General features: G+C 72.3%; 7 protein-coding genes and 1 pseudogene. 6 read left to right on the top strand and 2 right to left on the bottom strand.

Translation table 11 applies throughout. The features are described from left to right. Positions 1–22 precede the first annotated feature (22 nt). The 3 genes from GA0070564_RS12025 to GA0070564_RS12015 all read left to right on the top strand — a co-directional run bounded on the left by GA0070564_RS12025 (position 23) and on the right by GA0070564_RS12015 (position 2791). On the top strand, positions 23–433 hold the full coding sequence (locus GA0070564_RS12025) for an Asp23/Gls24 family envelope stress response protein (RefSeq protein ID WP_091607740.1): 411 nt from the start codon (positions 23–25) through the stop codon (positions 431–433). Between the two features lie 97 nt (positions 434–530). Beyond that, a complete protein-coding gene (gene icmA, locus GA0070564_RS12020; protein ID WP_091607737.1) occupies positions 531–2219 on the top strand; it encodes a coenzyme B12-dependent isobutyryl-CoA mutase large subunit in 1689 nt (562 codons plus the stop codon). A 164-nt stretch (positions 2220–2383) separates the two neighbouring features. Next, positions 2384–2791: a RidA family protein gene (locus GA0070564_RS12015; protein ID WP_091607734.1), complete on the top strand. Its 408-nt coding sequence runs from the start codon at positions 2384–2386 to the stop codon at positions 2789–2791. Here GA0070564_RS12015 and GA0070564_RS12010 read toward each other — a convergent pair. Further along, positions 2788–3189 carry a winged helix-turn-helix transcriptional regulator gene (locus tag GA0070564_RS12010; protein ID WP_425412470.1) on the bottom strand — a complete coding sequence of 134 codons (402 nt, stop codon included), beginning with the start codon at positions 3187–3189 and terminating at the stop codon, positions 2788–2790. The two genes, GA0070564_RS12015 and GA0070564_RS12010, sit on opposite strands and share 4 nt — an antisense overlap. A gap of 152 nt (positions 3190–3341) precedes the next feature. On the opposite strand from GA0070564_RS12010, the gene GA0070564_RS12005 reads away from it, so the two are divergent. Further along, the gene (locus GA0070564_RS12005) at positions 3342–4262 is read left to right on the top strand and encodes a tetratricopeptide repeat protein (protein WP_091607725.1); all 921 of its coding nucleotides are present in this window, start codon (positions 3342–3344) and stop codon (positions 4260–4262) included. Between the two features lie 67 nt (positions 4263–4329). Continuing rightward, positions 4330–5332, top strand: a pseudogene (locus tag GA0070564_RS30340) (arginase family protein); the annotation flags it as partial. A gap of 434 nt (positions 5333–5766) precedes the next feature. On the opposite strand, the gene GA0070564_RS11995 reads toward GA0070564_RS30340, so the two are convergent. Continuing rightward, positions 5767–7734: a penicillin-binding transpeptidase domain-containing protein gene (locus tag GA0070564_RS11995; RefSeq protein ID WP_091607721.1), complete on the bottom strand. Its 1968-nt coding sequence runs from the start codon at positions 7732–7734 to the stop codon at positions 5767–5769. 276 nt (positions 7735–8010) lie between these two features. On the opposite strand from GA0070564_RS11995, the gene GA0070564_RS11990 reads away from it, so the two are divergent. Further along, complete coding sequence (locus tag GA0070564_RS11990; RefSeq protein WP_091607718.1) at positions 8011–13065, top strand: NAD-glutamate dehydrogenase; 5055 nt, start codon at positions 8011–8013, stop codon at positions 13063–13065. Positions 13066–13128: the final 63 nt, after the last annotated feature.

The following is a 13128-nucleotide window of genomic DNA, read 5'->3' as shown; positions in this document are numbered from 1 at the left end:
GGTGCGACGTTGTGGGGAGCGGATGGCTGACGAGACGCAGGAGCTGTCGGTGCTGCCGAACGCGGTGGCGGGCGGTACGACGCAGGTCTCCGACGAGGTGGTCGAGAAGATCGCGGTGGCCGCCGCGAAGTCGGTGCCCGGGGTGGCCGAGCTGGGCGGGGACGTGGCCCGGTTCTTCAACGCGGTGCTCGACAGGGTCGGGCTGGACCAGGTCGGTGACGCCCGACGGGGCTGCTCGGCGCACGTGCAGGACGGCGCCGCGGTGGTGAACCTGACCATCGTGATCTCCGGCGGTCGGCCGGTGCCCGAGGTGACCGACGGGGTCCGCTCGGCGGTGACGGCGGCCGTCGAGGCGTACGGGCTGCGGGTCGACGAGATCAACATCAAGGTGGACGACGTCGCTTTGGGTGGTCCGGCGGTGCCGTCGGCCTGACCGGCGGTTACCGGTCGGTACGAGACGACTTAGCGATCGTTCAGGCATCCGTTCTACACTCGGTTCTCAGTCGAGGACTCGAGGAGGAGCTCCGCGGATGGACGCCGACGAGATCGCCGCCGGACGGGCACGCTGGCAGGCCCGCTACGACGCCGCGCGCAAGCGGGACGCGGACTTCACCACGCTGAGCGGGATGACCGTGGACCCGGTCTACGGCCCGCCGGAGGGCACCGGGTATCCCGGTTTCGAGCGGATCGGCTGGCCGGGCGAGTACCCGTACACCCGGGGTCTGCACCCGACCGGCTACCGCGGGCGGACCTGGACCATCCGGCAGTTCGCCGGGTTCGGCAACGCCCAGCAGACCAACGAGCGCTACAAGATGATCCTCGGCGCCGGCGGCGGTGGCCTCTCGGTCGCCTTCGACATGCCGACGCTGATGGGCCGCGACTCCGACGACCCGCAGGCGCTCGGCGAGGTCGGCCACTGCGGCGTCGCCATCGACACCGCCACCGACATGCAGGCGCTCTTCGACGGCATCGACCTGGCCGGCGTCACCACCTCGATGACCATCTCCGGGCCGGCCGTGCCGGTCTTCTGCATGTACCTGGTCGCCGCCGAGCGCCAGGGCGCCGACCTGTCCAAGCTGGACGGGACGCTCCAGACGGACATCTTCAAGGAGTACATCGCGCAGAAGGAGTGGCTCTTCGACCCGGAGCCGCACCTGCGCCTGATCGGCGACCTGATGGAATATTGTGCCGCCGAGATCCCGCGCTACAAGCCGCTGTCGGTCTCCGGCTACCACATCCGCGAGGCCGGCTCCACGGCCGCGCAGGAGCTGGCGTACACCCTTGCCGACGGGTTCGGCTACGTCGAGCTGGGGCTGTCGCGCGGGCTCGACGTGAACGTCTTCGCCCCCGGGCTGAGCTTCTTCTTCGACTCGCACCTCGACTTCTTCGAGGAGATCGCCAAGTTCCGCGCCGCCCGCCGGATCTGGGCCCGCTGGCTGCGCGACGTTTACGGCGCCACCAGCGAGAAGGCGCTCTGGCTGAAGTTCCACACCCAGACCGCCGGGGTGTCGCTGACCGCCCAGCAGCCGGTGAACAACGTGGTGCGTACCGCCGTCGAGGCCCTCGCGGCGGTGCTCGGCGGCACCAACTCGCTGCACACCAACGCGCTGGACGAGACCCTGGCGCTGCCCACCGACGAGTCCGCCGAGATCGCCCTGCGTACCCAGCAGGTGCTGATGGAGGAGACCGGCGTGGTCAACGTGGCCGACCCGCTCGGCGGCTCCTGGTACGTCGAGGCGCTCACCGACAAGATCGAGGCCGAGGCGGAGGAGATCTTCGCCCGGATCCGTCAGCTCGGCGGCGAGGGCCCGCACCAGATCGGCCCGATGACCTCCGGCATCCTGCGCGGCATCGAGGACGGCTGGTTCACCGGCCACATCGCCGAGTCGGCCTTCGTCTACCAGCAGGCCCTGGAGAAGGGCGACAAGCGGATCGTCGGGGTCAACTGCCACACCGGCACTGTCGCCAAGGAGCTGGAGATCCTGCGCATCTCGCACGAGGTGGAGCTGGAGCAGCGCCGGGTGCTCGCCGAGCGCAAGGCCGGCCGGGACAACGCGGTCGTCAAGGCCGCCGTGGCCCGGCTGGTCGAGGTCAGCCGGACCGACGGCAACATGATCCCGGCCATGCTCGACGCGGTCCGCGCCGAGGCCACCCTCGGCGAGATCTGCGACGCGCTGCGCGCCGAGTGGGGCGTCTACCGGGAGCCGGCCCGCTTCTGACGGTTGTCCAGGGGCCCCTCCGCCACGGGCGGAGGGGCCCCTTTCCGTACCCGCCCGCAGTGGTCACCCGGAGGTGACCCGGTTTCGAAAAAGTGCCTTCTTCCCAGCTCGTCGCCGGTCTCTTACGGTTACTGAGTAACCCAAGGAGAGCAGAGGAGGCCATCGTGGCCGTCACACTGGTGAACCCGAGCGGGCTGCCGGAGATCGACGTCTACCGGCAGGTGTCGGTGGCGACCGGCTCGAAGATCGTGCACGTCGCCGGGCAGGTCGCCGGGGATGCCGAGGGCAGGACGGTCGGCGAGGGGGACCTCGCCGCGCAGGTCGAGCGCTGCTATCTCAACGTGGCCACCGCGCTCGCCGGGGTCGGGGCGACCTTCGCCGACGTGGTGAAGCTGACCGTTCACGTCGTCGACTGGAAGCCGGAGCAGATGCCCGCGCTGCTGGACGGGATCGCGCGGGCGGGGGCGAAGCTCGGCGTCACGCCGGCCGCGCCGGCGTCGCTGTTCGGCATCGCGGCACTGGACGTTCCCGAGCACCTGGTCGAGGTCGAGGCGACCGCGGTCCTCGACTAGCCGGGCCCGAAGCGCCTGCGGGACGCCTCGATGAGGCCCAGGTAGCGCTGCGTCCACCCGCACATCCCGTCGACGACCCCGCGCAGGGCCTCGCCCGCCTCGGTGAGGTTGTACTCGACGCGCGGCGGGACGGTCGGGTGGACCGTGCGCTCGACCAGGCCGTTGCGTTCGAGCATCCGCAGGTTCTGGGTGAGCATCTTGTGGCTGATCCCGCCGACGGAGTCCCGCAGCTCGCTGAACCGCATGGTGCGCTGCCCGAGGAACTCGATGATCAGGAACGCCCACTTGTTCGCCACGTCCGAGAAGATCTCCCGGGCCAGCGAGTCGGCCCGGGCCAGGTCGGCCTCCGGGGGCAGGTCACGGAGCTCGTTCCTGGTTCCCACCCCGTCACTCTCCATCAGTTCCCTGGTCACCGCAAGAGACTGCGACGCCGGGGCGCCCCCGGCGTGCGGGCGGGCGGGTGGCGGGGTGGTGAGCTGGGGTGAGAGTGGCAACTGGGGGTGTCGTGGTTGATCTGAGTTACGCGTCGCGCGTGCGAGACTAGATAACCATGAGCGACCCACGGATCACCTCGTCGATCTTCACCCGCGGCGCGGTCGACCTCAGCGCGCTGCGCACCCCCGCACCGGCCCCTGCCCGTCCCGCCACACCCGCCCAGTCCGGCCCGCCCACCGGCCTGCCGGGCGCCGCCACCGGCGCCGTGACCGTCATCGACGTGACCGAGGCGACCTTCCAGTCCGAGGTCCTCGAACGGTCGCTCAGCACGCCGGTGGTCGTCGACTTCTGGGCCGAGTGGTGCGAGCCGTGCAAGCAGCTCTCGCCGGTGCTGGAGCGGCTGGCCGCCGAGGGCGGCGGGGCCTGGGTGCTCGCCAGGGTCGACGTGGACGCCAACCCGCGGATCGCGCAGATGTTCCGGGTCCAGGGCATCCCCATGGTGTACGCCGTGGTCGGCGGCCAGCCGATCGACGCCTTCTCCGGGGTGGTGCCGGAGGCCCAGCTGCGGCAGTGGATCGGCGCCGTGCTCAAGGCCGGTGGCGTCGCCGTCGCCGAGCCGGAGGACCCCCGGCTGGACGAGGCCGACGACGCGCTGATGACCGGTGACCTGGAGGCCGCCGAGGCCGCGTACAAGAAGATCCTCGCCGAGTCGCCGGCGGACGCCGCGGCCGAGGCCGGCCTGGCCCAGGTCGAGCTCGCCCGCCGGGTCGCCCCCGTCGCCGACCCGCGGACCGCGCTGGCCGCGGCCGACGGAGCCCCGGACGACGTCGACGCCCAGCTGCTCGCCGCCGACATCGAGGTGCTCAGCGGCCTGGCCGAGCAGGCGTACACCCGGCTGGTCGGCGTGGTCCGCCGCAGCGCCGGCGACGACCGGGAGCGGGTACGCCAGCACCTGGTCTCCCTGTTCAAGGTGGCCGGCCCGGACGATCCGGCGGTGGCCTCCGCGCGTCGGGCCCTGGCCAGCGCCCTGTTCTGATTTCGTGTAGCACGCCAGCGCGGGCCGGCGTTCGGCCGGCCCGCCCAACACCTGAGGACGGGAGCCCATGACGCGCCGGATCGCCGTCCTCGACGCGCCGACGAACCTCGGCCTGCGCCCACCCACCGCCACCTCGGTCCCCGGCTGCGCCAAGGCCCCGGGTGCGCTGCGCGACCACGACCTGCTGGCCCGGCTGCGCGCCCGCGACGCCGGCTGCCTCACCCCACCCCGGTACGACCCCGGTGACTGGCGCCCCGGCGACGGGGTCTGCCACGCGCGGGAGATCTCCGGCTACTCCGCCCTGCTCGCCGACCGGATCGGGGCGATCATCGACCGGGGTGAGTTCCCGTTGGTGCTCGGCGGGGACTGCTCCGTGCTGCTCGGCTCGGCGCTGGCCATGCACCGGCTCGGCGAGGCGGTCGGCGGCCGGATCGGGCTGGTCTTCGTCGACGGCCACTCCGACTTCCGGCACCCCGGCAACGCCTCGTACGTGGGCGCGGCGGCGGGGGAGGACCTCGCCCTGGTGACCGGCCGTGGTCAGGCCGACCTGGCCGCCATCGAGGGGCGCCGACCCTACTTCCGCGACATCGACGTGGTGGTGCTCGGCATCCGGGCCCAGGACGAGTACCGCCTCGACCTCCAGGCCGCCGGGATCACCACCCGGCCGGTGCCGGCGCTGCGCGCCGAAGGGGCCGCCCGGACCGCCCAGTGGGCACACGAGCAGCTGGCCGACTGCGCCGGCTACTGGGTGCACATCGACGTGGACGTGCTCGACCCGGCGGTGATGCCGGCCGTCGACGCCCCCGACCCCGGCGGGATCGCCTTCGCCGAGCTGGAGATCCTGCTCGCCGGCCTGGTCGACACCCCACACTGCCTCGGCGTCGAGCTGACCGTCTTCGACCCCGACTACGACCAGGACGGCTCGTACGCGGCCGAGATCGTCAACACGGTGGTGGCCGGGCTCGCGCCGGTCTCCACACCGGAGGCCGCGCCGCCGCGGCTGCTCCCGCAGTCCCCGCCGGCGCAGTCCCCACCGCCGCAGCGGACCCGGCCGGCGCGGGTGGCGGGCGCCCTGTCGCTGCTCGACTCCGTCCCGGGCGGTACGGCCGCGCCGAGCGGTGGCCTCGGGCCGCGCCGGACCGCCTCCGGAGGCGGTCCCGCGTCGACCGGTGTGCCGCCCTCGAACGGCGGCCGCTCGTCCGACGACGATCCGCCGGGCCGCGGTCCGGCTGTCGGCGGTGTGGCGGCGCCGACAGCCGGCCCGGCTGTCGATGGTTCCGGCGCGGATGTGCCGGGCGAGCCGGCGGCGGCGTCCGGACGGGCGGACATGCCGGCTGTCGAGCCGGTCGGGCCGCCGGCGGGAGTCGGGCCCGGCTTCCTGCGCCGGGTGTCCCCGCTGGACGACGACGCCCCTGACGACGTCCCGCGCCCGTCGGACGGCGCCTCGCCGTCCTCCGCCGGGATCGCCTGAACCGGACCGCGGATCCGGCGGCACACCGACGGGTCAGCGGGCGGCGGACAGCGCGCGCAGGAAGCGCTCGCTGATCGGCACCGCGCTCACCGCGCTCGACCCGCCCTGCTCGACGAAGACGGCGAAGGCGACATCGCCCTGCCAGCCGACGAACCACGAGTGCAGGTGCTTCGGGTCGTTGTCGTACTCGGCGGTGCCGGTCTTGCCGGACACCGGGCCGCCGGGGACGTCGGCGAGGGCCTTGGCGGTGCCGGCGGTGACCACCTCGCGCATCATCGTGCGCAGCGCGGTCAGCGACTCGGGCCTGAGCTCGGGGCCGGGCGCGGCGGGCTTCGCCGGTGCCGGGTCCAGCACCAGCTTCGGCTGCTCCCAGCGGCCCCGGGCCACCCCGGCGGTGGCGGCGGCCATGGCCAGCGGGCTGACCACGGTGGTGCCCTGGCCGAAAGCGGCCGCCGCCCGTTCGGCCTTGGAGCCGCCGGTGGAGACCTTGCCGGTGAACGCGTCGACGCCCAGGTCCCACTTCGCCTCCAGCCCGAGGGACCGGCCGGTCTCGGCCAGCCCGTCCGGGCCGAGCTTCGGCGCGAGGAAGGCGAAGGCGGTGTTGCACGACTTGGCGAAGTCGGTCCGGAAGGGCACCGACCCCAGCTCGAAGTTCTCCGAGTTCTTGAAGGACCGGCCCTCGACCGCGAAGTTCTTCGGGCAGTTCACCTTGCCGTCGAGGGTCACCGCGCCCCGGTCGAGCAGGCCGAGCGCGCTGACCATCTTGAAGGTGGAGCCCGGCGGCACCTGGGCGTCGAAGGCGAGGTTCTGCCCGGCCGGCCCGGGGCCGTTCGAGACGGCGAGCACCGCACCGTCGCTGACGCGTACGGCGACCAGGGCGGAGCGCTTCGGCTCGCCGCGCAGCGCCGTGTCGGCGGCGTTCTGGGCGGCCACGTCGAGGGTGGTCTTCACCGGCTCGCCGGCCTTCGGCTCGACCGCGAACAGGTCCTTCCCGGCCGGCTCCGACCTGCCGTCCGGGTTGGTCCGGTTGACGGTCACCGTCAGCCCGGGCGTGCCGCCCAGCCGCTCGTCGTACCGGCCCTGGAGGCCGCCGTGGCCGACCGGGTCACCCTGCCGGAGGCGGTCCGGGTGGGCCTTCAGGTCGTCGGCGGTGGCCTCGTCGACCGAGCCGAGCAGCGCCCGGGCGAACTCCCGGGTGGGCGCCAGTTGGCGCTCCGAGGTCCGGAACTGGGTGCCCGGCAGCGGCCGGACCCGGGAGCGGATCTGCTGGTAGGCGTCGTCCCGCAGGGTGACCACGCTGACGAACGCGCCCGGATCCGCCGAGGCGATCCGCTTCGGCAGGTCGGCGAGGTCGACCGGGGGCGTCAGCGTCGGCCGGATGGCCTTGAAGCCGGCGTCGAGCTTCGCCACCAGGTCGGGCACGTCCGACACCTGGTTGGGCTGGATGCCGACCTCGACCACCTTCCGGGGGGCCACGATCGGCTGGCCGGCCGCGTCCAGGACGCCGCCGCGGGTGGCCCGGTCGCGCACCAGCGCCATCCGCTCACCCGCCTCCAGCTGCTCGTGCACCAGCGCCGGCTCCCAGATCACCTGCCACTTGTCGTCGCCGCCCCGGCGCAGCTTCAGCTGCCGGTCGTACGCCCACTTCACGTCCCCGGGCAGCGTCCACTCCACCCGGTAGCCGGCGGTGGCGAGGTCCTTGGTGATCTTCGCGTCGCCGGCCCGGTTCAGCGCCGGCGGGGTGGCCGCCAGCTCGCCGGAGAGCTCCTTGATCTCCTTGGTGACCTCGGCGGCCGGCACCTTCGCCCCGGTCGGGTCGACGAAGCCGACCGGCTGGAGGTCGCCGGAGCGCCAGCCGGCCAGGAACGCGTCGACGCTGCCCTCGGGGCCCTCCTGGCTGGAGCAGCCGACCAGCGTGGCCGCTCCCAGTGCGGCGGCGGTCACCGCGGACAGGAACACCCGGACAGGTGAACGGCGGCGTTCGGGGTACGAGGCGGGCATGGATCTTCCCTCCGGTCTCCGGCTGCCCTGCACGCTAGTACGCCGTCCCCGCCGGCACTGTCCCCGACGTGCGCGACAAGTGGGTTGCGCGGTGTGATGAACATCGCCAGCCGGGGTAATCCAGGACCGGCCAACCTCGGACCCGCAACGGGTGAAAGGACAGAGTCCCGATCCGGACGTCCGGTCGGAGGTCCGCCGACGAACGGACAGTGCGGCGGGCCTAGGCTTGGGCGGCAGAGTGACCCACAACGCGGTGGGTCGAGGGGAGTGGCACCGATGGACCGGCGTCCGGCGATCAAACCGGGACCCGACCTCCGGCAGGCTGACACCGGCCGGGACGAGGACAGCTTCGATTCCGTCAGCGACGGGGACGGCTACGGCCGCCTCGCCACAGGAGTGACCGGCATGACCGGTTCGAGCATCGACACCATCTACGACCTCGGCGTGCCCCCGGAGGCGCTTTCCGGCGCCGCCGAGGACGCCGAGCTCGACGAGCCGGTACCGAACGCGGAGCGCCTGGTCGCCCAGGCCGTCGCGCTCGCCGGGGACGACCACGACGCGGCGACCCTGGTCGGCCGCTTCTGGCGGTTCGCCCCCGACGAGGAACTGATCGGATTCACCGCCGAGGAGATGCTGGCGGCGGCCCGGGCGCACCGCGACCTGGCCCAGCAGCGGGTCCCCGGCGAGCTGAAGCTGCGGATCCACGAGCCGCACGCCGACCAGCACCACACCGTGGTCGAGATCGTCGCGGACGACATGCCGTTCCTGGTCGACTCGGTCACCGCACTGCTCAACACCCACCACCTGGACGTGCACCTGCTGGTGCACCCGCTGGTCGTGGTGCGGCGGGAGCCGCTGGGTCGGTTGACCGAGGTCTCGGCGGACGTGGAGCCGGACGATGCGATCGCCGGCGACCTGGTCGAGAGCTGGATGCGGGTCGAGATCGACCCGGTCCGCGACGCCGACGCCCGGGACCGGTTGCGCCGCGAGTTGCAGCGGGTCCTCACCGACGTGCGGGAGGCCGTCGAGGACTGGCCGAAGATGCGTCAGCGGGCCCTGGCGCTCGCCGACGAGCTGGCGGCCGCGCGGACCTCGGACAACCGTCCGCCGGTGCCGGAGAAGGACATCACCGACTCGGTGGAGCTGCTGCGCTGGCTCGCCCACGACCACTTCACCTTCCTCGGCTACCGGGAGTACCGGCTGGTCGACGCCCCCGCCGGGGGGCAGGCGCTGGAGGCGGTGCTCGGCACCGGGCTGGGCATCCTGCGGCAGGACTCCCCGGAGGCCCGGTCGCTGGACTCGATGACGCCCGAGGCGCACGAGAAGGTGACCGAGAAGCGCCTGCTGATCATCACCAAGGCGAACTCGCGGGCCACCGTGCACCGCTCGGCGTACCTCGACTACATCGGGTTCAAGATCTTCAACGAGGCCGGCGAGGTGGTCGGCGAGCGGCGCTTCCTCGGCCTGTTCTCCACGGCGGCGTACCGGACCAGCGTCCGGGAGCTGCCGGTGGTGCGGCGCAAGGTGGCCGAGGTGCTGGACCGCTCCGGCCTGAGCCAACGCAGCCACTCCGGCAAGGACCTGCTCCAGATCCTGGAGACGTACCCGCGCGACGAGCTGTTCCAGATCAAGACCGACGACCTGTACCACGCGGTGATCGGTGTGCTGCGGATGGCGGGCCGGCGGCAGCTGCGGGTCTTCCTGCGCCGCGACGCGTACGGGCGGTTCATCTCCTGCCTGATCTACCTGCCCCGGGACCGGTTCACCACCCAGAACCGGCTGCGCATGCAGGACATCCTGCTCCGCGAGCTCAACGGCGTCGGGGTCGACTACACCACCCGGGTCACCGAGTCGATGCTCGCCCGGGTGCACTTCATCGTCCGGACCGACCCGAACAACCCGCCCGGTGAGGTCGACGCCGACCTGCTCGCCGAGGAGCTGGCCGACGCCACCCGGCTCTGGGACGACGACTACCGGCTGGTGCTGGAGCGCAAGCTCGGCGACGAGCAGGCCAAGCACCTGTTCACCCGGTACGCCGACGCGTTCCCGGAGGGCTACAAGGACGGGCACACGCCGTACGAGGCGATGAAGGACCTGGCCAAGCTGGAGCTGCTGGAGGAGCCCGGCCAGCTGGAGATGCACCTGTTCCGCAAGCAGCTCGCGCCGCGGCCGGGCGGCCACGACCGGGACGTCGACGACACCATGGACGTCCGGTTCAAGGTCTACCGCAACGGCGAGCCGATGATGCTCTCCGCGGTCCTGCCGGTGCTGCACTCGCTGGGCGTGCGGGTGGTCGACGAGCACCCGTACGAGGTGGACCGGATCGACGGCCGGGTCTTCCTCTACGACTTCGGGCTGCGACTGCCCGCGGCGCACCAGGAGCTGTCCGAGGTCCGCCCGCACGTGGAGAACGCCTTCGCGGCGGCGTGGCGGGGCGAGGCCGAGGTGGACGGCTTCAACGAGCTGGTGCTGCTCGGCGGTCTCACCTGGCGACAGGTGGTGGTGCTCCGGGCGTACGCGAAGTACCTGCGGCAGGCCGGCACGGTCTTCTCGCAGGACTACATGGAGTCCACCTTCATCGCGTACCCGCAGATCGCCCGGCTGCTGGTGGAGCTCTTCGAGGTCCGGTTCGCCCCTGGCGCGCCGACCCTGGACGAGCGCCGGCAGCGTGGCGGCGAGCTGGTCGCCGCGATCGGCGAGGCGCTGGACGAGGTGGCCAGCCTCGACCAGGACCGGATCCTGCGCTCCTACCTGACGCTGATCCAGGCCACCCTGCGGACCAGCTTCTACCAGAAGCCGGTCGGCGGTCGGCCGAAGCCGTACGTCGCCTTCAAGCTGGACCCGCAGGCCATCCCGGACCTGCCGGCGCCCCGGCCGAAGTTCGAGATCTTCGTGTACTCGCCGCGGTTCGAGGGCGTGCACCTGCGGTTCGGCGCGGTGGCCCGTGGTGGCCTGCGCTGGTCCGACCGGCGGGAGGACTTCCGCACCGAGGTGCTCGGCCTGGTCAAGGCGCAGATGGTCAAGAACGCGGTGATCGTGCCGGTGGGCGCCAAGGGCGGCTTCGTGCTCAAGCAGAAGCCGGGCGACCGGGACGAGGCGGTCGTCTGCTACAAGGAGTTCATCTCCGCCCTGCTGGACGTCACCGACAACATCGCCAGCGGCGAGATCGTGCCGCCGGCCGACGTGGTCCGGCACGACCCCGACGACCCGTACCTGGTGGTGGCGGCGGACAAGGGCACGGCGACGTTCTCCGACATCGCCAACGAGATCTCGGCCGCGCACAACTTCTGGCTCGGCGACGCGTTCGCCTCCGGCGGTTCGGCCGGGTACGACCACAAGAAGATGGGCATCACCGCCCGGGGCGCCTGGGAGTCGGTCAAGCGGCACTTCCGGGAGCTGGGGCACGACACCCAGACCCAGGACTTCACCGTGGTCGGCGTCGGCGACATGTCCGGTGACGTGTTCGGCAACGGGATGCTGCTGTCGAAGCACATCCGGCTGGTCGCCGCCTTCGACCACCGGCACATCTTCCTCGACCCGGACCCGGACGCCGCCACCTCCTGGGAGGAGCGCAAGCGGCTGTTCGACCTGCCCCGGTCGTCCTGGGAGGACTACAACACCGAGCTGATCTCGGCCGGCGGCGGGATCCACCCGCGTACGGCGAAGTCGGTGCCGGTCTCGCCGCAGGTCCGGGCGGTGCTCGGGCTGGACGACGACGTCACCCAGCTCAGCCCGCAGGAGCTGATGAAGGCGATCCTCACCGCGCCGGTCGACCTGTTCTGGAACGGCGGCATCGGCACCTACGTGAAGGCGTCGACGCAGACCAACGCCGAGGTCGGGGACAAGTCCAACGACGCGATCCGGGTGGACGGCAGGAGCCTGCGCTGCCGGGTGGTCGGCGAGGGCGGCAACCTGGGCTGCACCCAGCTCGGCCGGATCGAGTACGCGCTCACCGGCGGCCGGATCTACACCGACTTCATCGACAACGCGGCCGGGGTGGACTGCTCCGACCACGAGGTGAACATCAAGATCCTGCTGAACACGGCGGTCGCCGACGGCGCGCTGACCGTCCCGGACCGGGACGAGCTGCTCGCCCAGATGACCGACGAGGTCGCCGAGCTGGTGCTGCGGGACAACTACGACCAGGCTCGGGCGTTGAACAACGCCCAGGCCCAGGCCGCCTCGCTGCTGCCGGTGCACCGGCGGATGATCACCGAGCTGGAGCGGGCCGGCCAGCTCGACCGGGCGCTGGAGGCGCTGCCGCCGGACGAGGAGCTGGCGGTGCGCACCGAGTCCGGGCTCACCGCGCCGGAGTTCGCGGTGCTGCTCGCGTACGTCAAGATCGTCCTGGAGAAGGAGATCCTGACCGAGGGGCTCGCGGACGAGGAGTGGACGACCGACGTCCTGGTCAACTACTTCCCGACCCCGATGCGGGAGCGGTTCGCCGACCGGATGTCCCGGCACCGGCTGCGCCGCGACATCGTCACCACCGTGCTGGTGAACGAGGTGATCAACCGGGGTGGCATCTCCTTCGTCTTCCGGGTGGTCGAGGAGACGGCCGCCTCCGCGGCGGACGTCCTCCGCGCCTACGTGGTGGTCAGCGAGGTGTTCGGGCTGCGCGGGCTCTGGGACGCGGTGGAGGCGCTGGACAACAAGGTCTCGCCCGAGCTGCAGACCAGCGTCTACCTGGACACCCGGCGGCTGCTCGACCGGGCGGTGCGCTGGCTGGTCACCAACCGGCGCTCGCCGATCGACGTGCCGGCGGAGGTCGCCCGGCTGCGGGCCGGCGTGGCCAAGCTGCTGCCGGGGCTGGAGGAGCTCTTCTACGGCAGCGAGCGGGAGGCGATCGTCGCCCACATGGACTCGATGACCGCCAAGGGGCTGCCCCGGGAGCTGGCCGAGCAGGCGACCCGGCTGATGTACAGCTTCGGCCTGCTGGACGTGGTGGAGACCGCGGCCCGCAGCGGGCGGGAGGTCGGCGAGGTGGCCCCGGTCTACTTCGTCCTCTCCGACCGGTTCCGGGTGGACAGCCTGCTGTCGAAGATCTCCCTGCTGCCGCGGGAGGACCGCTGGCAGACGCTGGCCCGGATGGCGCTGCGCTACGACCTGTACGCCGCGCTGGCCGCGCTCACCGGGGAGGTGCTGGACTCCACCGCGGACTCGCTGCCACCGCACGAGCGGGTGCAGGAATGGGAGCAGTCGAACGCCACCTCGATCCACCGCGCGGTGCGGGCGATGGGGGAGTTCGACGAGTCCCGGGCCGACCTGGCCGCCCTGTCGGTGCTGCTGCGCCAGATCCGTACCCTGGTCCGGACCTCCGCCGCGGCCTGACCCGACGACGCACGGAACGATCCGGCGCGCGAGGGGATCTCCCCCCGCGCGCCGGATCGCGTC

Origin of the sequence: Micromonospora mirobrigensis, from assembly GCF_900091555.1 — a bacterium.
GTDB classification, from domain to species: Bacteria; Actinomycetota; Actinomycetes; order Mycobacteriales; family Micromonosporaceae; genus Micromonospora; species Micromonospora mirobrigensis.
The sequence above is the reverse complement of the archived record's forward strand: the minus strand, read 5'-3'. Positions and strand labels throughout refer to the sequence as shown.

Coding starts and splice junctions, on each gene's coding strand:
- GA0070564_RS11990 (WP_091607718.1), top strand. CDS start 8,011: ATGGACCGGCGTCCGGCGATCAAACCGGGACCCGACCTCCGGCAGGCT.
- GA0070564_RS12005 (WP_091607725.1), top strand. CDS start 3,342: ATGAGCGACCCACGGATCACCTCGTCGATCTTCACCCGCGGCGCGGTC.
- icmA (WP_091607737.1), top strand. CDS start 531: ATGGACGCCGACGAGATCGCCGCCGGACGGGCACGCTGGCAGGCCCGC.
- GA0070564_RS12025 (WP_091607740.1), top strand. CDS start 23: ATGGCTGACGAGACGCAGGAGCTGTCGGTGCTGCCGAACGCGGTGGCG.
- GA0070564_RS12010 (WP_425412470.1), bottom strand. CDS start 3,189: ATGGAGAGTGACGGGGTGGGAACCAGGAACGAGCTCCGTGACCTGCCC.
- GA0070564_RS11995 (WP_091607721.1), bottom strand. CDS start 7,734: ATGCCCGCCTCGTACCCCGAACGCCGCCGTTCACCTGTCCGGGTGTTC.